23 protein-coding genes, 1 pseudogene and 1 other annotated feature are annotated in these 23,144 nt (G+C 37.2%); of the genes and pseudogenes, 15 read left to right on the forward strand and 9 right to left on the reverse strand.

Annotated features, from left to right (window positions below):
- Window positions 1-52: 52 nt before the first annotated feature.
- Together prsA and GFJ36_RS05290 are read right to left on the reverse strand one after the other, a co-directional pair.
- Entirely contained in the window at window positions 53-910 is an 858-nt protein-coding gene (gene prsA, locus GFJ36_RS05285; protein WP_060489315.1) for a peptidylprolyl isomerase PrsA, read from the reverse strand.
- Between the two features lie 130 nt (window positions 911-1,040).
- Window positions 1,041-1,172 (reverse strand): DUF3941 domain-containing protein, encoded by a 132-nt coding sequence (locus GFJ36_RS05290; protein ID WP_001120851.1) that lies wholly within the window; start codon window positions 1,170-1,172, stop codon window positions 1,041-1,043.
- 100 nt (window positions 1,173-1,272) lie between these two features.
- Here GFJ36_RS05290 and GFJ36_RS05295 point away from each other — a divergent pair, with 100 nt between their 5' ends.
- Complete coding sequence (locus GFJ36_RS05295) at window positions 1,273-2,130, forward strand: YitT family protein (RefSeq protein WP_060489317.1); 858 nt, start codon at window positions 1,273-1,275, stop codon at window positions 2,128-2,130.
- Window positions 2,131-2,155: 25 nt separating this feature from the next.
- Here the strand turns inward: GFJ36_RS05295 and GFJ36_RS05300 are convergent, their stop codons facing one another.
- From GFJ36_RS05300 to GFJ36_RS05310, 3 genes are all read right to left on the reverse strand, one after another.
- Window positions 2,156-2,353, reverse strand: a complete 198-nt coding sequence (locus tag GFJ36_RS05300) for a DUF3813 domain-containing protein (RefSeq protein ID WP_046957006.1) — start codon at window positions 2,351-2,353, stop codon at window positions 2,156-2,158.
- Window positions 2,354-2,494: a hypothetical protein gene (locus tag GFJ36_RS05305; protein WP_000516816.1), complete on the reverse strand. Its 141-nt coding sequence runs from the start codon at window positions 2,492-2,494 to the stop codon at window positions 2,354-2,356.
- Between the two features lie 105 nt (window positions 2,495-2,599).
- Entirely contained in the window at window positions 2,600-3,409 is an 810-nt protein-coding gene (locus tag GFJ36_RS05310; protein ID WP_048545178.1) for a Cof-type HAD-IIB family hydrolase, read from the reverse strand.
- Between the two features lie 491 nt (window positions 3,410-3,900).
- On the opposite strand from GFJ36_RS05310, the gene GFJ36_RS05315 reads away from it, so the two are divergent.
- Together GFJ36_RS05315 and clpB are read left to right on the forward strand one after the other, a co-directional pair.
- Window positions 3,901-4,080 carry a YjzC family protein gene (locus GFJ36_RS05315; protein WP_000531420.1) on the forward strand — a complete coding sequence of 60 codons (180 nt, stop codon included), beginning with the start codon at window positions 3,901-3,903 and terminating at the stop codon, window positions 4,078-4,080.
- A 199-nt stretch (window positions 4,081-4,279) separates the two neighbouring features.
- On the forward strand, window positions 4,280-6,880 hold the full coding sequence (gene clpB / locus GFJ36_RS05320; RefSeq protein ID WP_087984731.1) for an ATP-dependent chaperone ClpB: 2,601 nt from the start codon (window positions 4,280-4,282) through the stop codon (window positions 6,878-6,880).
- A gap of 37 nt (window positions 6,881-6,917) precedes the next feature.
- On the opposite strand, the gene GFJ36_RS05325 is transcribed toward clpB, so the two are convergent.
- Window positions 6,918-7,100, reverse strand: a complete 183-nt coding sequence (locus GFJ36_RS05325) for a YjzD family protein (protein ID WP_001211113.1) — start codon at window positions 7,098-7,100, stop codon at window positions 6,918-6,920.
- A gap of 156 nt (window positions 7,101-7,256) precedes the next feature.
- Between GFJ36_RS05325 and GFJ36_RS05330 the strand changes: the two genes are divergently transcribed.
- From GFJ36_RS05330 to GFJ36_RS05360, 7 genes and pseudogenes are all read left to right on the forward strand, one after another.
- Entirely contained in the window at window positions 7,257-7,991 is a 735-nt protein-coding gene (locus GFJ36_RS05330; protein WP_048545174.1) for a lipase family protein, read from the forward strand.
- Window positions 7,992-8,020: 29 nt separating this feature from the next.
- Entirely contained in the window at window positions 8,021-8,893 is an 873-nt protein-coding gene (locus GFJ36_RS05335) for an NAD-dependent epimerase/dehydratase family protein (protein ID WP_141522905.1), read from the forward strand.
- A 53-nt stretch (window positions 8,894-8,946) separates the two neighbouring features.
- Window positions 8,947-9,123 (forward strand): ComZ family protein, encoded by a 177-nt coding sequence (locus GFJ36_RS05340; protein WP_001003337.1) that lies wholly within the window; start codon window positions 8,947-8,949, stop codon window positions 9,121-9,123.
- A gap of 231 nt (window positions 9,124-9,354) precedes the next feature.
- Window positions 9,355-10,286 (forward strand): annotated as a pseudogene (gene fabH, locus GFJ36_RS05345) (beta-ketoacyl-ACP synthase III).
- A gap of 31 nt (window positions 10,287-10,317) precedes the next feature.
- A complete protein-coding gene (gene fabF, locus GFJ36_RS05350; protein WP_000412644.1) occupies window positions 10,318-11,556 on the forward strand; it encodes a beta-ketoacyl-ACP synthase II in 1,239 nt (412 codons plus the stop codon).
- Window positions 11,557-11,662: 106 nt separating this feature from the next.
- Window positions 11,663-12,451, forward strand: coding sequence for a DUF2268 domain-containing putative Zn-dependent protease (locus GFJ36_RS05355; RefSeq protein WP_048545170.1), 789 nt, complete (start codon window positions 11,663-11,665; stop codon window positions 12,449-12,451).
- A 143-nt stretch (window positions 12,452-12,594) separates the two neighbouring features.
- Complete coding sequence (locus GFJ36_RS05360; protein WP_000966116.1) at window positions 12,595-13,341, forward strand: YjbA family protein; 747 nt, start codon at window positions 12,595-12,597, stop codon at window positions 13,339-13,341.
- 327 nt (window positions 13,342-13,668) lie between these two features.
- Here GFJ36_RS05360 and trpS read toward each other — a convergent pair whose 3' ends face one another.
- Both trpS and GFJ36_RS05370 read right to left on the reverse strand, forming a co-directional pair.
- The gene (gene trpS / locus GFJ36_RS05365) at window positions 13,669-14,658 is read right to left on the reverse strand and encodes a tryptophan--tRNA ligase (RefSeq protein WP_000110998.1); all 990 of its coding nucleotides are present in this window, start codon (window positions 14,656-14,658) and stop codon (window positions 13,669-13,671) included.
- A 74-nt stretch (window positions 14,659-14,732) separates the two neighbouring features.
- Window positions 14,733-14,949: a binding site (T-box leader), on the reverse strand.
- Between the two features lie 105 nt (window positions 14,950-15,054).
- Complete coding sequence (locus GFJ36_RS05370) at window positions 15,055-15,435, reverse strand: DUF3899 domain-containing protein (RefSeq protein WP_087979785.1); 381 nt, start codon at window positions 15,433-15,435, stop codon at window positions 15,055-15,057.
- A gap of 319 nt (window positions 15,436-15,754) precedes the next feature.
- On the opposite strand from GFJ36_RS05370, the gene GFJ36_RS05375 reads away from it, so the two are divergent.
- The 5 genes from GFJ36_RS05375 (at window position 15,755) to GFJ36_RS05395 (ending at window position 21,446) form a co-directional block, all read left to right on the forward strand.
- Window positions 15,755-17,386, forward strand: a complete 1,632-nt coding sequence (locus GFJ36_RS05375; RefSeq protein ID WP_060489323.1) for a peptide ABC transporter substrate-binding protein — start codon at window positions 15,755-15,757, stop codon at window positions 17,384-17,386.
- Between the two features lie 127 nt (window positions 17,387-17,513).
- Window positions 17,514-18,443: an oligopeptide ABC transporter permease gene (gene opp3b / locus GFJ36_RS05380; protein ID WP_000534165.1), complete on the forward strand. Its 930-nt coding sequence runs from the start codon at window positions 17,514-17,516 to the stop codon at window positions 18,441-18,443.
- Window positions 18,440-19,456: an oligopeptide ABC transporter permease gene (gene opp3C / locus GFJ36_RS05385; RefSeq protein ID WP_000974096.1), complete on the forward strand. Its 1,017-nt coding sequence runs from the start codon at window positions 18,440-18,442 to the stop codon at window positions 19,454-19,456. The genes opp3b and opp3C overlap by 4 nt, the downstream gene beginning before the upstream one ends.
- Window positions 19,457-19,474: 18 nt before the next feature.
- The gene (locus GFJ36_RS05390) at window positions 19,475-20,518 is read left to right on the forward strand and encodes an ABC transporter ATP-binding protein (RefSeq protein WP_000854346.1); all 1,044 of its coding nucleotides are present in this window, start codon (window positions 19,475-19,477) and stop codon (window positions 20,516-20,518) included.
- On the forward strand, window positions 20,511-21,446 hold the full coding sequence (locus GFJ36_RS05395) for an ABC transporter ATP-binding protein (protein ID WP_000166340.1): 936 nt from the start codon (window positions 20,511-20,513) through the stop codon (window positions 21,444-21,446). The genes GFJ36_RS05390 and GFJ36_RS05395 overlap by 8 nt, the downstream gene beginning before the upstream one ends.
- A 144-nt stretch (window positions 21,447-21,590) precedes the next feature.
- Here GFJ36_RS05395 and GFJ36_RS05400 read toward each other — a convergent pair whose 3' ends face one another.
- Entirely contained in the window at window positions 21,591-23,036 is a 1,446-nt protein-coding gene (locus GFJ36_RS05400; protein ID WP_046957012.1) for an MATE family efflux transporter, read from the reverse strand.
- Between the last annotated feature and the right edge of the window lie 108 nt (window positions 23,037-23,144).

The raw sequence follows: 23,144 nt of genomic DNA on the forward strand, positions 1-23,144 counted from the left end.
ATTAAATAAAAAGCACTGCCTTATTTTGCTGTAAAAATAAGGCGGTGCTTTTTTAATTCCCTTGCTCATGCGCAAGAGTGAACGTATCTTCCAAGTCACTATCATTTATTTTAATATTTGCCTTTTTTAATTCCTTTTGTATTAACTTATGACTGAATGTAGGGTCGGCAATACGTTCTGCTTCTAAGTTTTTACGGATGGAGTCTTTCACTTCATCGTAAGGTTGTAAATCTTTTTTATCAGTTAATTTAATAATATGATAACCGTTTGGTGATTTAACGGGATTGCTAATTTGTCCGACTTTTAGTTTATAGGCAGCTGTTTCAAATTCAGGCGCCATTCTGCCTGAATTGAAGTATCCAAGGTCTCCACCTTTATCTTTTGATAGTAGATCTTGCGATTCTTGTTTTGCTAATTCTTCAAATGAAGCGCCAGCATCTAATTTTTTCTTTATTTCTTTCGCTTCATTTTCGTCACTTACTAAAATATGACTCGCTTTAATTTCTGGTTTATAGTGGTCTTTCACGTCTTTTTCTGTAACACTTTTCTTAATTGCTTCATTCATAGCAAGTTTGAACTTAATTTGATTTTTGAAATCAGCTTCATCTTTTAAACGATTGTTTTCGAGTACTGCTGTGAATTGATCTCCATATTGATTTTTCGCTTTTTGTACTTCTTTATCTACATCATCGTCAGATACTTTATATTTTTTCGTGATAACGTCTTGTGCCATCATTTCGTATAGCATGTCTTTTCCGTAACGATCTTTCAACTGTTTTTCGAAGTCGCTCTTCTTAATGGTTGAATCTGTTGCTGTAGCGACTGTAGCTGAGCTGTTTTTTTGTCCACAAGCAGCTAGCATTAATATACTTATTAGTGCAGTAATAATGAAAATGTGTTTCCCTCTCATGCCAACACCTCATCCGAATATGTTATCGCTATTGTAGAATATAGAAGTGAACATGAAGTGAATTTTTAATGTTTTTTCCCTGTAAAATGTAAAAAAAGTACATCAACAATATTGTTGATGTACGATGGGATCAAAGGTGATCAGTCTTTTTAGAATAGGCACGCTTACCTTGCTGAATATTTTTTTGTTCTTGCTCATTTTTTTGTGTACGCTTTGCATTATTATCGCGTGCTTTTTTGTCGTTATCACTCGTATGTGGCATATGTATCAACTCCATTTCTAACCGTTGTACGTTTATCATTTCCTTTTTCGTAAAGACTATGTATAGCAGTGCATTCATGAATAATAAAGGTGGATTAGAAATGGATTTGAAGTTGAATTATACCGAACTTATAAAGAAGTTAATCGTTGTAATTGTCGCAGGTTTGTTAAACGCGATTGGAATGAATTTATTTTTAACGCCAGCGAAAGTGTACGCGAGTGGCTTTGCTGGATTGTCTCAATTGTTATCACAAATATTAGGGGACTTTTTATCTATTCACATATCAACGGGGGTATTGTTTAGTTTGTTTAATATTCCCGTCGTTATTTTAGCATGGAAAAAGGTTGGAAAGGCCTTTACTTTCTTTAGTTTTCTTTGCGTGATATTTATGACTTTGTTTCTAGAAATTATCCCGGTTAGAGCGGTTTCGAACGATATTATATTAAATGCGATTTTTGGTGGGATTATTTCAGCGATTGGGGTAGGGATTGCGTTGAAGTGGGGGGCTTCTACAGGTGGTTTAGATATTATCGCCATGATTTTATCAAAGATTAAAGATAAGCCTGTCGGTACGTATTTTTTCTTCTTTAATGCACTTATCATTATTGCGGCTGGCTATGTGTATGGATGGGAAAAAGCATTATATACTTTGGTGACTTTGTATGTGTCAACGCGAATTATTGATGCGATTCATACGCGTCATGTGAAAATTACAGCACTAATCGTTACGAAGAATGGGACAGATGTACGAAAGGCGATTCATTCACGCTTAGTGAGGGGGATTACAACTATACCAGCAACAGGCGCTTATACAAATGAAAATAAGGAAATGTTAATGATTGTTATTACGCGTTATGAGTTATATGAATTAGAAAGGGTTATTAGGCAAGTGGACCCAGGTGCATTTACAAACGTATTACAGACGGTCGGAGTGTTTGGTTTGTTTCGAAAAGATTAAAGAGGACCAAAGCTGGTCCTCTTTTTTAATGTAAATTCGTAATATTTTGCAACTGCTCCTGCATTTCACGTAGCTGAACTTTTTCAGCTGTTGAAGAGTTTGCATAAGCAGAGTGCAAAGCGTTTTTTGCTCTATATACGAGATCTTGTTGCTCAGTACCGCTTGAACAAGTGACGGCATTTGCAACGGCATCTCTAGCTTGTTGGAATAGTAAGTTCCCCATTTAAACCCCTCCAAAAGAAGAGTTACTTCTCGCTTTTTCTGCCTCAGCTAATGTACCACGGTACGGGAATCTTGCATCATGCTTCATAACAGCATCGGCTCCTTGTTGGATAAAACGTTTTGATTTGTTCTTTTTACCCATTCGAAAAACCCCCTTTATTTAGCTGAAAACAATCGACGCGCTGACTTTTGCGTCTAATAATAGTATGAGCGTTTGGCGAGAAACTATAAGCAGGGAATTTTTAGATTATAATCCAAGAACCTCTTCTAAATATAGCGCAATACCATCTTCTTCATTCGTTAATGTCGTATGATTTGCGAGTGATTTTAATTCAGGAATTGCATTACCCATTGCGATGCCGTGACCAGCAAATTCAATCATTTCAAAGTCGTTATCTTCATCACCGAAAGCGATAATTCGCTCTTGTGGAATGTTGTAATGACTAGAAATTTTTTGTAATCCGACAGCTTTATTTAACCCACTTTTCACGATTTCAATAATCGGCCAAGGTGCGCCCCATTTTCTATGGTCGATTACTTCAGCATGCATATCAGTTAAATGTTGACGAATTGCACTGGAATGCTCGTCGTGTGCGTCAATTAATAAGCAGGTTGGATGATCGTTTAAAATATTTAATAAGTCTCCTGTAAAAATCTTTGGAGAACCGAATTCGAAAATATGTTTTTTATCTTCATCAATTTCACGAACATACACATCGTCCATTACTTCAGCATATATATTTTTTACACCAAAATCAAAGCAAGCTCGGACAATTTCTTGGGCTGTTGCTAGCTCAAGAGGAGAGTGGTGTGTTCCCCACTTTGAATCAAGAGGATGATGTACGTAAGCACCATTAAAGTTTACGATTGGTGTATTAAGACCGAGTTCTTTGTAGTAATCAAAACTAGCACGGAAGGGACGTCCCGTTGAAATAACGACAATATGTCCTTGCTCCTTTGCTTTTGCAATTGTATGTTTTGTTCGAGTGGAAATTATTTTGTTGTCTGTTAATAAAGTGCCGTCTAAGTCTAATGCGATTAAATGCTGTTTATTCATAATTTCACCTCTTATAATATTTTTTTATTTCTATCTGTATTTCCGTTTTTAATATGCAGAAATAAGAGGTTAAACTGGGTGAGAACACCAAAGATGGAAAGTTCACTATATATCCATCTTACGTCGCAAAGTGCTGCGGTGTCTACTATTTCTCGCTGGAAATTAAGAAAAGTCAACGTCTTTTTAGAAAGTTCAAACAATGTTTCTTTCATTATGTACAAATTGTGAAAAGGGTTACATTGCTCGTATGATGAGGCTTATAATGAACATGTAATCTTCTCGTATATGTTTGACTCTCCTTTGAAGCTAGCCTATAGTAGGTTGGTTTCTTTTTTTTCTACAAATAGGAAAGAAATCCCTTCCTAAGCTTGTGTCATTCATGTATATGTACAAGAACGAAATGTAGTACTTGTTTCCTAAACATGACAGAAAAGCTTTCTTTTAAAATGGATATACTAATGAGGCAAAGACGTCATGGAAGGAGAATGGAAATGGGACAAAATCGCAGGTTTCGTTCTGGACAAAAAGCGCCAAACGATGGTATTTACGTAGAAATTGGTGAAACAGGAAGTATGGTAAAAGATCCGCAAATGGTGAAATTAACTGCGGGTGAAAAGTTTCCAGATAACGCGAATCATAACCGTCAATGGACATATAAAAGAAAACCGTAACAGGAGCCGCAATCATTATTGCGGCTTTTTTGTCGTTACGCATTGCGTATATTTTTTCAGTTGTATAATGAATGTTCCCTTTTTCTTTTTCCAATAATAAGTTTGAAAATACATAGGCAAAATTATTGTATAAAAAAGTCAGTTGGCGTATAATCAAATCAAAGGTCAAAGAAAGTCAAACATTTGGAGGACTGTAAAGATGGACTTAAATCAAATGACAACAAAAACACAAGAGGCGATTATGAGTGCCCAATCTTTAGCGGTATCTCATCATCATCAAGAAGTAGATACTGTTCATCTCTTGTTTACATTATTAGAAGAGCAAGATGGATTAGCAGTGCGTATTTTTCAAAAAATGAATGTCGATATAGAAGCGTTAAAGCAAGGCGCCGAAAGTTTAATTAAGAAAAAACCTTCTGTAACGGGAAGCGGTGCAGAAGTAGGAAAATTATATATAACGGGTGCTCTGCAACAACTACTTGTAAGAGCAGGAAAAGAAGCAGAGAAATTGCAAGATGACTACATTTCAGTTGAACATGTATTGCTTGCTTTTTCAGAAGAAAAAGGCGATATAAATCAATTACTTACAAGATTTCACATTACAAAAGATAACTTATTACAGTCTTTAATGACAGTTCGGGGGAATCAAAGAGTGACTAGTCAAAATCCAGAAGCAACTTATGAAGCGTTAGAAAAATATGGTCGTGATTTAGTGGCGGAAGTGAGAGCAGGGAAAATTGATCCTGTTATCGGTCGCGATAGTGAAATTCGACGTGTAATCCGCATTCTTTCACGTAAAACGAAAAACAACCCGGTTTTAATTGGTGAACCCGGTGTTGGTAAAACAGCAATCGTTGAAGGATTAGCACAGCGTATTGTGAAGAAGGATGTACCAGAAGGATTAAAAGATAGAACAATCTTCGCATTAGATATGAGTGCGCTTGTAGCTGGAGCGAAATTCCGTGGTGAGTTTGAAGAGCGTCTGCAAGCTGTATTAAACGAAATTAAAAAGAGTGAAGGTCGCATTTTATTATTCATTGATGAACTTCACACAATCGTCGGCGCTGGTAAAACAGAAGGTGCGATGGACGCAGGAAATATGTTAAAACCGATGCTTGCGCGTGGTGAACTGCATTGTATCGGGGCGACAACGTTAGATGAGTATCGTAAATATATTGAGAAAGATCCAGCGCTAGAAAGACGTTTCCAACAAGTATTAGCAGAAGAACCAACTGTTGAAGATACAATTTCCATTTTACGTGGTTTAAAAGAGCGTTTTGAAATTTATCATGGTGTAAATATTCATGACCGCGCGATTGTAGCAGCATCCGTTTTATCAGATCGATATATTTCGGATCGTTTCTTACCAGATAAAGCGATCGATCTTGTTGACGAAGCGTGTGCAACAATTCGAACAGAGATTGATTCTATGCCAACAGAATTAGATGAAGTAACGCGCCGTATTATGCAGCTGGAAATTGAAGAAGCGGCTCTTGGAAAAGAGAAGGACTTTGGTAGCCAAGAACGCCTGAAAACGTTGCAACGTGAATTATCGGATTTAAAAGAAGTTGCAAGTGGTATGAGAGCGAAATGGGAAAAAGAAAAAGAAGATATTCACAAAGTGCGTAACTTACGTGAACATTTAGAGCGTCTGCGCCGTGAATTAGAAGAAGCAGAAGGTAATTACGATTTAAATAAAGCAGCGGAACTTCGTCACGGGAAAATTCCTGCAATTGAAAAAGAGTTAAAAGAAGCAGAAGAAATGGGTGCACATAATAAACAAGAGAATCGCTTATTACGTGAGGAAGTAAGTGAAGAAGAGATTGCTGATATTGTTTCACGCTGGACTGGTATTCCTGTCGCAAAACTCGTTGAAGGTGAACGCGAGAAATTACTACGCTTAGAGCAAATTTTATCAGAGCGTGTCATCGGACAAGAGGAAGCGGTAAGCTTAGTATCAGACGCAGTTCTTCGTGCACGCGCTGGTATTAAAGACCCGAACCGTCCAATTGGTTCCTTCATCTTCTTAGGACCGACAGGTGTTGGTAAAACAGAACTTGCAAAAACGTTAGCGCAGTCTTTATTCGATAGTGAAGAGCAAATGATTCGTATCGACATGTCTGAGTATATGGAGAAACATGCTGTGTCACGCTTAATTGGTGCGCCTCCTGGATATGTTGGATATGAAGAGGGCGGTCAATTAACAGAAGCGGTAAGACGTAAACCGTATTCAGTTATTTTGTTAGACGAAATCGAAAAAGCACATCCAGAAGTATTCAACATTTTATTACAAATGTTAGATGATGGACGCATTACAGATTCTCAAGGACGTACAGTAGACTTTAAAAACACGGTTATTATTATGACTTCAAATATTGGATCTGCTCATTTGTTAGATGGATTAGAAGCAGATGGCTCAATTAAAGAGGAATCAAGAGAACTTGTAATGGGGCAATTAAGAGGACATTTCCGACCAGAGTTTTTAAACCGTGTCGATGAAATTATTTTATTCAAACCTCTTACAACGAATGAAATTAAAGGTATTGTTGATAAAATTGTAAAAGAATTACAAGGTCGTTTAGCTGACCGTCATATTACAGTAGAATTAACAGACGCAGCGAGAGAATTTGTTGTAGAAGCTGGCTTTGATCCGATGTACGGAGCTCGTCCATTAAAACGATATGTACAGCGTCAAGTTGAGACGAAATTAGCGAGAGAATTAATTGCAGGAACAATTACTGATAACAGTCACGTAGTTGTTGATGTAGAAAATAACGAATTAGTCGTTCATGTAAAGTAAAATAAAAAAGAGTTCGGATAAAATCCGGACTCTTTTTTTAGTGTTGTTCTACTGGCTCGTTTGGAATTGTAGCTGAAATTGCTAGTACTAACACCGCAAGAACAACCGAGAAAATAGACGCTTGGTTAAAATCGTATGTACCGCCAGTCATAGAGCCGATTACGTAGCTCATCATATGTACAAGCGCGAACGACCAAATTAATGCCCAAATGAAACGCATATTTTACACCTCTATTCGTTCAATCTGTCCTTATTGTAACACAATTGAAAAAAGAATATAGAAAAATATTTGTAGATTTTTCAACGCAAATTTGCATTCCGCTCATACATTATAGAAGAGTACTTTTATACGTTTAGAAAATAAGGCGGGGGAAAAATGAGTATTACGGAACGTTTTTTTTATTTAGAAAAAGAACCATGTGTCATTTATTTACCGGAGAAGCCAAATGGATTTTCTGTTATGCTTCTCGGTGATTATAACTACTTTATTGAGAATGGTACAAGTTTATGGACACAGCATGCAGGTAGATCTTATTTTTTACATGGCCTTATTGAGGAAGGCTACACGGTCTTTTCTTCTAATTTATACGGAAGACATTGGGGAAACGACCAATCTGTTCGTCTAGCAAAACGTTTATATGACGTTGTTTTGAGAAAAGAGACATTAAATGCGAAAATGCACATTATGGCAGATGGTATGGGTGCACTTGTAGCACTTGAAATGATGAACAAATACCCTGAATGTATACGCTCTGTCATTATGTTAAATCCGTGTTTAGATTTACCAGAATATGTGGAGTTTGAAAAAGAGCATAAGTTTTTTTACAAAAGATTAGTGAAGGAATTAAGTTTGGCGTATGATTCCAAAGAAGAAGAATTAGAATCCAAAATAAATAAGAAATCATTTACGCTTCTTCCGTCTTGTGTACCTGTTAAAGTTTTCGTATCAACACAAGAAAAAAGAGGAAGAAAACAGTTGTTACGTAAATATGAGAAAATGAGGCAATTCAATCAATGCGATACTTCTGTCTTATTCCATCTGCAAGATGTGAAATATAAAATGGTTAGGCAAACGACTGATTTCTTTAAAAAATATGAAGAAGAATTGTGAAGCTCCCATATACATAAATGAGGAGCTATTTGTTTCAAGGAGAAAGGATTGGTGGTATGGAGCGCGTGCTAATTATAGGTGCACTTACGTTTGTAGGTTATCACCTTGTGAATAAAATGATTGCAGAAGAAGTAGAAGTGCACGGTCTTGATTTTGATGAATTCGAGAATATGAAAAAAATTAATGAAGAGAAGTTATTGTTGATTGGACGAAATGCGTTATTTACGTATTATTCGATAAGAGATGAAGATGGATGGAGATCAGTAGAAGGAGAGAAGTTCGATACTGTTTACTTTTGCTTGTATGAGCCAAATCAACAAAGTGGTTTTCGGAATGAAAGAGTTATATTACAGTATTTAAAGCGGATTATAAGACTGTGTGCAGAGCAGAAAGTGAAGTTAAATCTAATTTCTTCTATTGAAGTAGGAAACGCAGATGAATCTGAAAATAAACGTTTATTTTTGAAAGTGGAAGAAGGATTGAAAAAAGGAGAGGCACCATATAGTGTATTTCGAGTTCCTACATTATATGGGCCATGGCAACCATCTTTTATGATGTATCATCAGCTCATTTTATCAGAACTGGATGAGAAAGAGTGCCATTATGCGAGCGAGGAAAATGGAAGTGATCTATTGTACGTGGAAGATGTATGTGAATACTTATGGGACAATGGAATGAACGCGGAGCATCTCGGCATATACAATTTACTTAGTGGTAAAAAGTCATTATGGAAAAAAGGTATGAACCTTTTACGTGCAGCGGATAAAGTGAATAAAAAGAATGAGGAAGAACGAAATGATGCTGTCGAGGTTATTTCGATAAAAAGAAATACCCCGTTAGAATACGGTTTAAATAAACAATTGGCACATATGAAAAAATATAAAGAGTTATACGAAGGATAGCGAGCGTGTTACACTATGTATGTGAAAGTTTTAATGGAAAGGAAGAACATAATATGAATGAGAAAAGCATGCAATTTTTACAAATCGCAATGAAGCATTTACCAGAAGCAAAGGCCATCTTAGATTCGAATGGAATTGCGCTTGATATGGAGAAAGCACAACCAGTATTAGAGTTATTGATGAAAGTTATGAACGAAGCATATGAGCTTGGGAAAGCAGATAAAGAATAAAACCTTCTTTTTTGGAAGGGAAGAGAGGCTCGAACCGTGGATAGAAGCGGTTCGGGCCTTTTTATATTTCAAAAGAAACAGGAAAGGTATGTTTCTGTTTCTTTTAATAAACAATAAAGTGAATAATGCTGGATTTATGTTTTAACTGAAATATATTCTAGACAAAAATACATTTATGTTTTAAAATTAGTACCAAGTCATAATAATTGATATAAAACGGAGGGCTGCGATGTGAACGTGGGCATTTTAGGGATCGGAAGATATGTGCCAGAAAAAGTAGTCACAAATCACGATTTAGAGAAAATCGTAGATACATCTGATGAATGGATTCGTACGAGAACGGGAATTGCAGAAAGACGCATTGCCGATGATACAATAGATACTTCATATATGGGGTAGAGGCTTCTAAAAAAGCACTTGAAGATGCCGGGATTAGCGGAGAGGATATCGACCTGATTTTAGTGGCAACAGTAACACCAGATCGTGCATTCCCAGCAGTAGCTTGTGTCATTCAAGAAGCCATTGGCGCAAAACACGCAGCCGCAATGGATTTAAGTGCAGCGTGTGCTGGTTTTATGTACGGAATGATTACAGCGCAGCAATTTATTCAAACGGGAACTTATAAAAATGTATTAGTAGTTGGTAGTGATAAACTATCTAAAATTGTAGACTGGAATGATAGAAATACAGCAGTACTATTTGGAGACGGAGCCGGTGCTATCGTAATGGGGGCTGTTTCAGAAGGAAGAGGCGTTCTATCTTTCGAATTAGGAGCAGACGGAAGCGGCGGTAAGCATCTTTATCAAGACGAGTATGTTATGATGAACGGCAGAGAAGTCTTTAAATTTGCTGTTCGCCAACTTGGTGATTCCTGTCTTCGCGTGTTAGAAAAAGCGGGACTTACGAAAGAGGATGTGGATTTTTTAGTACCACATCAAGCGAATATTCGTATTATGGAATCTGCAAGAGAGAGATTAAATTTACCACAAGAAAAAATGAGTATGACAATTGAAAAGTTTGGTAATACATCAGCTTCTTCAATTCCAATTGCAATGGTAGAGGAATTGCAAAATGGACGTATTCAAGACGGTGATTTAATTATACTTGTTGGTTTCGGCGGCGGATTAACATGGGGAGCAGTTGCTCTTCGTTGGGGTAAATAAGGACTGAGAGAAAAAAAGGAGTGTATTTTGTATGGAGAAAAAGAGGGTCGTAATTACAGGACTAGGAGCTGTTACACCGATCGGAACAGATGTTGAAACAGCGTGGGAAAACATTAAAAAGGGTGTATCTGGAATCGGACGACTTACAAGAATTGATCCGGAACTGTTTCCAGCAAAAGTAGCAGCAGAAATTAACGACTTTGAAGTCGAGAAATATATTGATAAAAAAGAAGCGCGCCGTATGGATCGCTTTACACAATATGCAGTAGCAGCAGCGAAAATGGCAGTTGCAGATGCAAAGCTTGAAATTACAGAAGAAAACGGACCTCGAATTGGTGTATGGATTGGTTCTGGTATTGGCGGTATGGAAACATACGAAGAACAATTTAAGATTTTTACTGAGAAAGGTCCGCGCCGCGTGAGCCCATTCTTCGTACCAATGATGATCCCAGATATGGCAGCAGGTCAAGTATCGATCGCAACAGGAGCAAAAGGAATTAACACTTGTTCTGTAACGGCTTGTGCATCTGGTGCAAACTCAATTGGTGATGCATTTAAAGCAATTCAACGCGGTGATGCTGATGCAATGATAACAGGCGGAGCAGAAGCGCCGTTAACAAGTATGGCATTTGCAGGATTTAGTTCAGCGAAAGCATTAACATTTAATGAAGATCCAGCAACAGCTTGCCGTCCATTTGATAAAAACCGTAGCGGTTTCGTAATGGGTGAAGGTTCAGGTATTTTAATTCTTGAAGAATTAGAGCACGCATTAGCTCGTGGTGCTCACATTTATGCGGAAATCGCTGGTTACGGTGCAACTGGTGATGCATTCCATATTACAATGCCGGCTCCTGGCGGTGAAGGCGGCGTGCGTGCAATGCGTCAAGCTTTAGCAGATGCAGGTCTACAGCCAGAAGATATTGATTACATTAATGCGCATGGTACAAGTACGGATGCGAATGAAAAGTATGAAACGATGGCAATTAAAGAAACGTTCGGTGAGCATGCGTACAAAGTAGCAATTAGCTCAACGAAATCAATGACAGGTCACTTATTAGGAGCAGCTGGTGCTGTTGAAGCGATCTTCTCAATTAAATCAATTACAGATGGAGTAATTCCTCCAACAATTAACTATGAAACACCAGATCCAGAATGTGACTTAGATTACGTACCAAATAATGCGAGACATCAAGAAGTAAACGCGGTGTTAAGTAATTCATTAGGATTCGGTGGTCATAACGCAGTATTAGTATTTAAATCGTATAAATAATAGATGAGATAAGGAGTTTTTTCGCACTATATTGCGAAAAAACTCCTTATTTATTTTTACGCCTTTTTCTCCTTTTGCATATACATAAGAAAAAGGAGGGATAAAGATGGGGATTGTTGAAACTGCTGAGTGGTTACATCTATATTATGGACGGCCAGAAAAGCTGTGTGAAAAGTTTACGAAGTATATCCCGCTGCCAAAAGAAAGATTGTATCGCTTTTTAATTTCTAAAGGTATGTACCGCCCAGTTATACGGGGAGAACAAGAAGTTAAAGAGTTAGAGAAAAAGGAAGTTTGGAAAGAGTTACGTACGGAGTATGAGAAACTAAAAAATTGGTTAAAAGGTCCGGATGTCCCTGTCTTTATTTTATTATCAGATTCCTATAATCGAACTGTACAAGAAGAGTATAACGGTAGGGCTGGATTATCTATGCGTCATGTTATTTTCTTATTCGTATGTGGACGGAATTCGGTGGAAGAATTAAAGGTGTTATTGGCGCATGAATATCATCACATATGCAGGTTACATCAAATTGAGACGAAAGAAACAGAATATACATTACTTGATACGATGATTATGGAAGGGCTAGCTGAGCAAGCGGTAACGGAAAGATATTCAGAAAAAAACAATGCACCGTGGACGACGTATCTTTCAAAAGAAGAGGCTATTTATTATTGGAAAAATGTTGTACATGAAAGAATAAGTATAAAACGAGGAACAAGGGAGCACGACATCTTATTAAATGGATTTCACTCTTATCCAAAGATGCTGGGCTATGCGCTTGGATTTCATATTGTCAAAGATTGCGTAACATTGGAAGGAGAAGATACACTTTCTTTATTATCTATAGATGCAAAAGAAATATTGAATAAAGCAAATACATTTCATATATAAAAAACAGGAGCTCTATTTCCTGTTTTTTTTAGTATTAATAGAAGAAAAAATAATAATTAGAATATATTTCCTTAGGTGGAATAAAGTTAAGAAAAATTGAACATAATGATTGATACAAACAGTAGTGAAGTGAGGGGTAGTGAATGTTATATCTACATGATGTATGGGTAAATTGGTTTGAAGGTGAAGAGAATGGGTATAACGTTTGTCATTTTTACGAATGGCGGAAAGATGATACGATTGAGCTATTAGATCAAGTGCCATTATTAAAAGTAGATGCCACATTATATCATTACATCGAGGACGAATTGTTAGAGCTTCCGCAAAAATTGTTGGAAGACGTACATCATAAGGCATATATTCGTAAAAATCATGAACGTTTGCAGCAAGAGTATTGCTTTGTTGTTACAGATGGAAAAGGAATTATTGCGATTGACACAATTGGTTACAATGTACCAATTCGAAAAAGCAGACTTATACCGCGCCAAGAGCAGATGGTATATGAGATGGTAGAAAACGTACAAGCAGAAAAGTATGAGTTCCAAGTAGAAGAAATGGAAAAAGAACATCATATTTTATCACCATCACCTTTCATTATGAATGGCTTAACTCGTAAAGAAAGACAGCTTAAACAATTATTATTTATGGCGTTAGATCAATTACATACAACGAAAAACACAGCAGAAATTCGCTATTGGTTCACAGAGTGGGATCCATCAGCATACGGAATGGTTCAACATATGGAATTTGAAGATATTTGGGCTAAACTGTATGATGAAGCGAAAACAGGCTGGTCTGAGAAGCACGAACAATTATGCGAGCGTCTCGTAAAAGGACAGCCATTTTTTGAAAAGTTATGGGAAATGGAAAACGAGCAAAAGGTAAATTAAAAAAAACCGCCAATTGGCGGTTTTTTTATTTGTTGTAACTTAGCTCCAGCGGCAAGAATGTTCGGTGGCTTCGCGCCTTCCTGCGAGGCAAAAAGCGCCTCTACGTCAGGAGCTCCATCCCTCTCACATTCTAAGCGGGCCGCTTCCGCTTTATAAGAAATCCAGCTCCGGCTTCTAGCCCTTCGCGTCTAAGAACCTTCCCCACGAGAAGGTAAAAAGCACCTTCTGTGGGAAAAAACCTTAGCCGTCAGGGCTAAACAGTCGCCTCCGCTTTATATAGAAATCCATCCCCCTCACATTCTAAGCGAGCTGCCTCCGCTTTATAAGTTACCTACGTTTTCTGCTTAGTCCCATTGCGTTTTCTACTTTGCGTAGTTGTTTGAATGCAACGCGGTTTGCTTTTTCGGCACCTTTGTCTAGAATTTCGTCTAGTTCTGGTGAGTTGATTAGTTCGTTATATTTGTCTTGGATTGGACGAATTGCTTCTACGACTACTGCTGCTAGGTCGCCTTTGAAGTCTCCGTATCCTTTTCCTTCGTACATTGCTTCTATTTCTTCAACTGTTTTTCCAGAGAATGAAGAGTAGATTGTTAATAAGTTAGAGATTCCAGGTTTGTTTTCTTTATCAAATTTCACGATACCTTCAGAATCAGTTACAGCACTTTTAATTTTCTTTTCAATTGTTTTTGGTTCATCAAGCATACTGATCATTGCTTTTGGATTCGGATCAGATTTACTCATTTTTTTCGTAGGTTCTGTTAATGACATAACGCGAGCTCCTACTTTTGGAATACGAATTTCAGGAACAGTGAACACTTCACGGAAGCGTTTGTTGAAACGCTCTGCTAGGTCGCGTGTTAATTCCATATGTTGTTTTTGATCATCACCAACAGGTACGATTTCAGTGTTGTAAAGTAAAATATCAGCCGCCATTAATGGTGGATACGTTAGTAATCCAGCTGGAACTGAATCTCTACCAGAAGATTTATCTTTATATTGAGTCATACGCTCTAATTCTCCAACGTAAGCAACTGATTGCATAATCCATCCTAGTTGAGCGTGTGCTGGTACTTCTGATTGTACAAATAAAGTAGCTTTTTCAGGATCGATGCCGCATGCTACATAAAGTGCAGCAAGACTGCGAATGTTTTTACGAAGTTGTACGGGATCTTGAGGTACTGTAATCGCATGTTGGTTTACAATACAGAAATAACAGTCGTGTTCATTTTGAAGCTCTGTAAATTGCTTCATAGCTCCTAAATAGTTTCCAAGTGTAATCGTTCCACTCGGCTGAATACCAGAAAAGATAACTGACATAAGTAATTCCTCCTAAATTTGAATGCGTGATGGGGAAGAGAAGGCAAACAAAAAAGCCCATTCATCCCAAAAACTATAGGGACGAATGGACCGCGGTACCACCCTAATTATTTCACTACTGTGAAATCTCTCTAATCCATAATAACGTTTGGATATAACGCCAAAGCCTACTACTTTCGGTTCGGTTTGGTGCTCAAAAGCCCATTCCATACTGCGCAATTACTTGTTCACACCAGCCACAAGCTCTCTGAAATTGCCTCAATATGTACTCTTCTTTATCATCGCATACATATAAATTTATTTATTGTTACCTAAGCTCTTTTAATATGAAAGAACTAAAGTTTTATAACAAAATGTTTTGCTGATTATTATATCATATGGGATAGTGTTTGCAAACTACATCAAAATAGTAAAGCTAATGAGGGTCGAGAACAACCCAAGAACGATACCTGTAATGCAAATTGGATACGTCCATTTGAATGAATATGTTTTATAAATACGTTCTTTCTTATCGGCAGGTTCCTCTACTTCTTCAATTAAAGACTCAATTTTTTTGTTCGTACCAAATACTCTTTGGAAGGCGTAAATTGTTACGTTAAAAAATCCATTTTGAAATATGAATAAAAAACCGCCTATAAGAATAAAAAATAGTGCAACATAAAACGATATATTGACAAAATTCAACAAAAATTGCGATGAAACGAGGAATGCGCCAATACTAGAAGCGATTATCGCTATGAAAATTAGTATACAAGTATGAAAAAAAACTTTATTCAAAATGTTCCCCTCCGTCAAAATATTACTAGAATTATTATACTATAAAAGCTATAATATGTACTAGAATTAATTTTTTGAAAATTATACGCAATTAAAGGTCTGATTTTAAGATGATGGTAGCAATGTTAACGTATCCCTTTACAAAAAAATAAAAAAATAAACATTTTATTAAAAATTTTAACAAAAAAACAAAAAACTATATTCACAATTGTTATATTATATGTATAATGAAAATTGTAGAAACTTGGAGATTATTCTTTCAATTCTACTTTTTTACAAGTGAGGGTACAGGAAGTGCAATTAGGGGAGGCAACACAACATGAAGAAAAAGATACCGTTATTACTTGCATCGACGTTGACTGTCAGTATGTTAGGAGCTTGTAGTTACCAAAAAGAGGATAATAAAGCAGGCGCAAAAGAAAAATCCTCAAACAAGCAAGTGTTAAATCTAACCGAGACAGCTGAAATCCCAACTATGGATACGACGTTATCAACAGATGCAGCATCTTCTAACATCATGAATAACACAATGGAAGGATTATATCGTCTGGGGAAAGACGATAAGCTTGTTCCAGGTGTCGCTAAATCTTATGAGAAATCAGAAGATGGCAAAAAGTATGTATTTAAGTTACGTGAAGATGCGAAATGGTCTAATGGTGAACCTGTAACAGCGAAAGACTTCGTTTATTCTTGGCGAAGAGCTGTAGATTCAAACACGGGTGCCAAGTTTGCTTACATACTATTTGATGTTAAAAATGCGGAGAAAGTTAACAAAAAAGAATTACCAGTTGAAGAACTTGGTGTAAAGGCAATTGATGATCATACACTTGAAGTGGAATTAGATAACCCTGTTCCTTATTTTGTAAGTTTAACAGTCTATCCAACATTGTATCCTTTGAATGAGAAGTTTGTAACAGAACAAGGAGCAAAATTTGGATTAGAATCCAATACGACACTTTATAATGGTCCATTCGTATTAAATGAATGGAAGCATGAACAAAGCTTCAAACTTACGAAGAATCCAACGTATTGGGAAAATAAAGAAGTAAAACTTGAGGAAATAAACTTCAATATTGTTAAGGATCGTTCAACTGCTATAAATTTATATGAAACGAAAGCAATTGATCGTGTAGTCTTAACATCAGAGTTTGTAGACAAATACAAATCAGATGCTGACTTTAAAACGATTAAGAGACCATCTACACAATTTATTCGCTTAAATGAAAAGAATAAATTTTTAGCAAATAAAAATATCCGAAAAGCAATTGCAATGTCCTTTGAGCGTGAAAATATCGGGAAAGTTATCTTAAACGATGGTTCAGAGGGGATATATGGTTTTGTTCCGAAAGGCTTAGCAAAAGGTCCGAATGGAAAAGACTTCCGTGAAGAAAACGGAAAGCTTATAAAAGAGGATATTAAAGAAGCTCAAAAATACTGGGAAGCTGGTAAAAAAGAACTTGGTGTAGACAAAGTAGAGTTAGAGCTATTAAACTTTGATACTGATGATGCTAAAAAAATCGGAGAGTATTTAAAAGGCCAATTTGAAAAGAACTTACCAGGTTTAACAGTTTCAACAAAAATGCAGCCATTTGCACAAAAATTAAAACTTGAAGCAAGTGGAGATTACGCAATGTCATACGCGGGATGGAGTCCAGATTATATGGATCCAATGTCATTCCTTGAAATGTATACGACAGGTAATGCGCAAAACAAAGTAAATTACGCAAATGCAGCGTATGATGATTTAATTAAAAAAGCGAAAACAGAAGTTGATGTACAAGCTCGCTGGGATGCATTATTACAAGCAGAAAAACAACTGCTTGAAGATGCAGCGATTGCTCCAGTATATCAACCAGGAAAAGCTTATTTACAACGTGGCTCAATTACTGGCCTATTAGAACATAAATATGGCGGAGAATTTAGCTATAAGTGGGTTGAACTAAAAAACTAAAAATGGTTTCCATCATGAATAAGGGTATATGCCTATGATGGGCGTATGCTCTTATTTTAAAAAAATAAAAGTAAGAATATTTTAAACTATCTTATTGCTTTTGAGAAAAACGGGGAGGTGCTTGACTATGGGACGTTATGTATTAAAACGTTTCGTGTACATGGCTTTGACATTATTTTTAATTACTACACTGACTTTCTTTTTGATGAAATTACTTCCGGGTTCTCCGCTTAAAAACCAGGAGAAACTATCACCGGCACAAAAAGAAATCATTCTTGAAAAATATGGCTTAAATGATCCAGTACCAGTTCAATATGCACGTTACTTAGGTAACTTAGCAAAAGGTGATTTAGGGGTATCATTCCAATATGATAACCGTCCAGTAACAGATATGATTGTGGATCGCATTGGACCATCAGCACAACTTGGTTTACAAGCGATTATATTAGGAACATTTATCGGTTTAATTTTAGGAATCGTTGCGGCACTTCGTAACAATACGTGGGTCGATTATGGGGCGACAATTATTTCCGTACTCGGGATGTCGGTACCATCGTTCGTATTCGCCGCATTACTACAATATTTCGTAGGGGTAAAACTTGGGTGGTTCCCAGTAGCATTCTGGAAAGGACCAGAGTTTACCGTAATGCCTACAATCGCTTTATCGATGGCAGTTATTGCAACAATCGCACGTTTTGCTCGTGCAGAGTTAATTGAAGTTATGCAAGCTGATTACATTTTAACAGCGAAAGCGAAAGGAATTAGCCAAGGCGTTATCATTATTAAACACGCACTTCGTAACGCGTTAATTCCAGTAGTAACAATTTTAGGACCAATGGTTGCAGGTTTAATTACAGGGACATTAGTTATTGAGCAAATTTATGCTGTACCAGGACTAGGGGAACAGTTCGTTAAATCTATTACAGTGAATGACTATACAGTTATTATGGGAACTACAATTTTCTATAGTGCGATTTTCATCTTAGTTATTTTCATTGTCGATATTTTATACGGAATTATTGATCCTCGTATTCGTTTAGCGGGAGGGAAAAAATGATGAAAGATGTACAAAAATTATCTCCAGATTTATTTCAGCAAGCCAATCAAAATAATGTTGATAATGAAGTCATTGCCCGTCCAAGCTTAACGTTTTGGCAAGATGTAAGAAGACGTTTGTTCCAACATAAAGGAGCAATGTTCGGTTTCGTTTTATTAGCGCTTATTATATTACTAGCAATCTTAGGACCGATGGTAAGTAAGCATTCTTATAAAGAGCAAGACTTAGGTCGTGCGAAATTACCACCGAAAATTCCTGTTATTGAAAATGTTCATTGGCTACCATTTGACGGTACGGATCAATATGGTGTTGACCAATATGAAAAACGTGATATTAAAGAGTATTTCTGGTTTGGTACAGATGATCTTGGCCGCGATTTATGGACAAGAACATGGGAAGGTACGCGTGTATCATTATATATCGCTCTTTTAGCAGCGGCGATTGACTTAGTAATTGGGGTTGCTTATGGAGGTATTTCAGCGTTCTATGGCGGTAGAGTAGATAATATTATGCAACGTGTTATGGAGATTATTAACGGTATTCCATACTTAATCATCGTTATTTTAATGGTAATCATTATGGGATCTGGTATATGGTCAATTACACTAGCAATGGCGATTACAGGTTGGATAGGGATGTCACGTATCGTTCGTGGACAAATCCTGAAATTAAAAAATCAAGAATATGTATTAGCATCTCGTACATTAGGTGCAACAAATACACAATTAATTGTAAAACACTTAATCCCGAACGTAATGGGACCAATTATCGTAATGACAATGTTTACAATTCCAACAGCAGTGTTTGGTGAGGCGTTCTTAAGCTTCATCGGTTTAGGTATTCAGCCACCATTCGCATCACTTGGTTCTCTTGTAAATGACGGCTATAAATCAATTCAAACGTATCCACATATGATGTTCATCCCAGCGGTTGTCATCAGTATGTTAATCTTAGCATTCAACTTAATGGCAGACGGATTACGCGACGCGTTAGATCCAAAAATGCGTAAGTAAAAGAGGGGAGAAGTAAAAATGAAAACATTGCTAGAGGTAAAAGATTTGCAAGTCTCCTTTGATACACATGCAGGTGAAGTACAAGCTGTACGCGGTGTTACTTTTGATTTAAAAAAAGGAGAAACATTAGCGATTGTAGGAGAATCTGGTTCTGGTAAATCAGTTACTTCTAAAGCGTTAATGGGATTAATTCCGAATCCTCCAGGGCGTATTAAAAACGGTGAAATCGTATTTGAAGGTCGTGACTTAACGAAACTGACAGAAAAAGAAATGCAGCAAGTGCGCGGGAAAGATATCGCGATGATTTTCCAAGATCCAATGACATCATTAAATCCAACGATGACAATTGGGAATCAAATTATGGAAGGTCTTATTAAACACCAAGGGATGAGTAAAGCAGACGCACGTAAAGTTGCGTTAGAATTAATCGACCTTGTAGGTATTCCGAATCCAGAAGCGCGTTTAAAACAATATCCTCACCAATTCTCAGGTGGTATGAGACAGCGTGTAGTTATTGCGATGGCATTAGCTTGTAACCCGAAATTATTAATTGCCGATGAGCCGACAACAGCCCTAGACGTTACAATTCAGGCGCAAATTTTAGAGCTTATGAAGGACATTCAGCAAAAAACAGAAGCGGCAATCATTTTCATTACACATGACTTAGGTGTAGTGGCAAACGTTGCGGACCGCGTAGCAGTTATGTACGCAGGTAAAGTTGTTGAAATTGGAACGGTTGATGAAATTTTCTACAATCCAAAACATCCATACACTTGGGGCTTAATCGCATCTATGCCAAGTTTAGATGGTTCAGAAGAAGAGTTATACGCAATCCCTGGAACGCCTCCAGATTTATTAAAGCCGCCAAAGGGAGATGCTTTTGCACCACGTAATCCACAGGCATTGAAAATTGATTTTGAAATGGACCCACCTTTATTTAAAGTAAGTGATACACACTATGCGGCAACTTGGTTACTTCACGAGCAAGCTCCAGAAGTAAAACCACCGGCAGTCGTTGAAAAACGCATTCTTCAAATGAAAGCAGGTGAACAACATGACTAAACAACGTGAGAAATTAATTGAAGTAAAAAATGTAAAACAGCACTTCGACGTGAGTGGTGGTGTTGTCAAAGCGGTTAATGATATTTCATTTGATATTTATCGCGGAGAAACATTTGGTCTTGTAGGAGAATCAGGTTGTGGTAAATCGACAACTGGAAGAACGATTATTCGTTTATATGATGCAACTGCTGGTGAAGTGTTGTTCGATGGTGAAAATGTACATGGTAAAAAATCACGTGCAGAGCTGAAGAAATTCAACCGTAAAATGCAAATGATTTTCCAAGATCCATATGCATCATTAAACCCTCGTATGACAGTAGGGGATATTATTGCAGAAGGTATTGATATTCACGGACTAGCAAAAGGCAAAAAAGAGCGTATGGACCGTGTTCATGAATTATTAATCACAGTTGGTTTAAATAAAGAGCACGCAAACCGTTTCCCGCATGAATTCTCAGGTGGACAACGTCAACGTATCGGTATCGCTCGCGCACTTGCTGTAGAGCCTGAATTTATCATTGCCGATGAGCCAATCTCAGCACTTGACGTATCAATCCAGGCGCAAGTTGTAAACTTACTGAAAAAGTTACAAAAGGAAAAAGGTTTAACATACTTATTCATTGCCCATGATTTATCAATGGTAAAATACATTAGTGATCGCATCGGCGTAATGTACCGTGGTCAAATCGTTGAGCTAACAACAAGTGAAGAGTTATATGCGAATCCAATTCATCCATATACGAAATCACTATTATCAGCAATTCCGCTTCCAGATCCAGATTATGAGCGCAATCGTAAACGTATCGTATACGATCCATCTCAGCATGATTATGCTAGTGAAGCACCAACAATGCGTGAAATTCGCCCAGGACATTTCGTATTATGTTCTGAAGCAGAGTATAAGAAATATAAAGAGATTTATCAATAATAAAAAAGCCAATCTTCCGTTAAGAAGATTGGCTTTTTTCTACTATATAATAGATTTGTCAACATTTCTCGGTAAGTCGATATATTTAAAGAATCGCAGATATAAGTTTCCTTTACGAATGACTACACCTTAATTAAACGAGTGTTACTGTGCTTGAACAGAAACAATTTCCTCTTGTTCTTCAGGTTTAACGAGTGCATAACGTTCCCACGCCCTACTTTTCCAGCGGAAGAACATAATAATGGCACGTGTCCATTCATCAATAGCAATCGCTAACCAAATACCAACGAGCCCCATATCTAAATGGAAGGCGAAAAAGTAACCGAGTGGTAAACTCATTAACACCATAGAGAATGCTCCGATTAAAACTGGGTACTTTGCATCACCAGCTGCGCGAAGTGAATTGATAATGACGATATTCATCGTACGTCCCGTTTCAAGTAGCACACTTAGTAAAAGAACTGACGCACCTAACGTAATAATGTGCGGATTATCTGTAAATAGCCCCATTAATTGTGTACGGAATGTAACGACGAGAGCGACCATACATAAAGTGACGCCAATTGCCCATTTTACACTTTTCCATACGCGTTCATACGCTTCATCTTTTTCACCACCGCCAACGAGGCGTCCGATAATAATGGCTGTTCCCATACCGATCGCAATCGCGAATAAATAAGTGAACATAGAAATGTTCGTAGCGTATTGTCTAGCCGCTAATGATTCCGTTCCTAAGTATGTTGCATAGTATAAGAAGACAATTTGGCAAGCTTGATACATAACCTGCTCAAATGCAGATGGAATCCCGATTTTTAAAATTTTTCCGATGTATTCCTTTGATAAGGTGAAGTAATATTGTAATTTCACACGGTATTCCATAACGCGGTACAGTAACCAGAAGAAAACGATAAGTGCGATAAGTCGGCTGACAGCAGAAGAAATGGCAGCCCCTTGTACACCGAGTTCTGGGAAACCAAATTTCCCGAAAATGAGTACGTAGTTTCCAGCGATATGAATAATATTCATTCCAAGTGAAATAAACATCGCTTGCTTTGTGAAGCCGTGTACGCGGATAATTGCGGCTAATGAATTAATAATAGCTTGAAGGAAAATAGCGCCTCCGACGATGGATAAATAGTTTTGCGCATACATGAGTACATCGCCTTGTAAGTTCATTGCCATCATCATATGTTTTGAAAATAAAAGAAAACCAGCGCTTATAATGAGTCCGACCACTAAATTTAATGTGACGGCTAAAGCTGATATTTTAGATGCTTCCATAAAACGTTTGGAACCGAGGTATTGAGATACGACGATAGCTGCGCCGTTCCCGATGACTTCTAGTACCAAAATAGCGATATGGAGATATTGATTCGCTGCACCAACCCCAGATACAGCATCGTCTGATAATGCACTTAACATGAAAGTATCAGCGATCCCCATTAACATAAATAGAAAAACTTCTAGAAAAATAGGCCATGTTAATAAGAATAAACTTAATTTCTCTGTCGGCCCGTTTTTTGCCTGAATTGCTGCCATGTCCGTCCCCTCTTTACCGATATCTATTTTTAGCAAGGTGTATCGTAACATACTTTCTTATCCTTTGCACTCATTTTAACCTACATATCTTTATTATGAAGGGAGCGCTATTTTATGATAAAAAGAGAAGGATAATTATGCACAAAGTATTATAGGATA

This window comes from Bacillus sp. EE-W1 (genome assembly GCF_009760835.1).
GTDB lineage: Bacteria > Bacillota > Bacilli > Bacillales > Bacillaceae_G > Bacillus_A > Bacillus_A wiedmannii.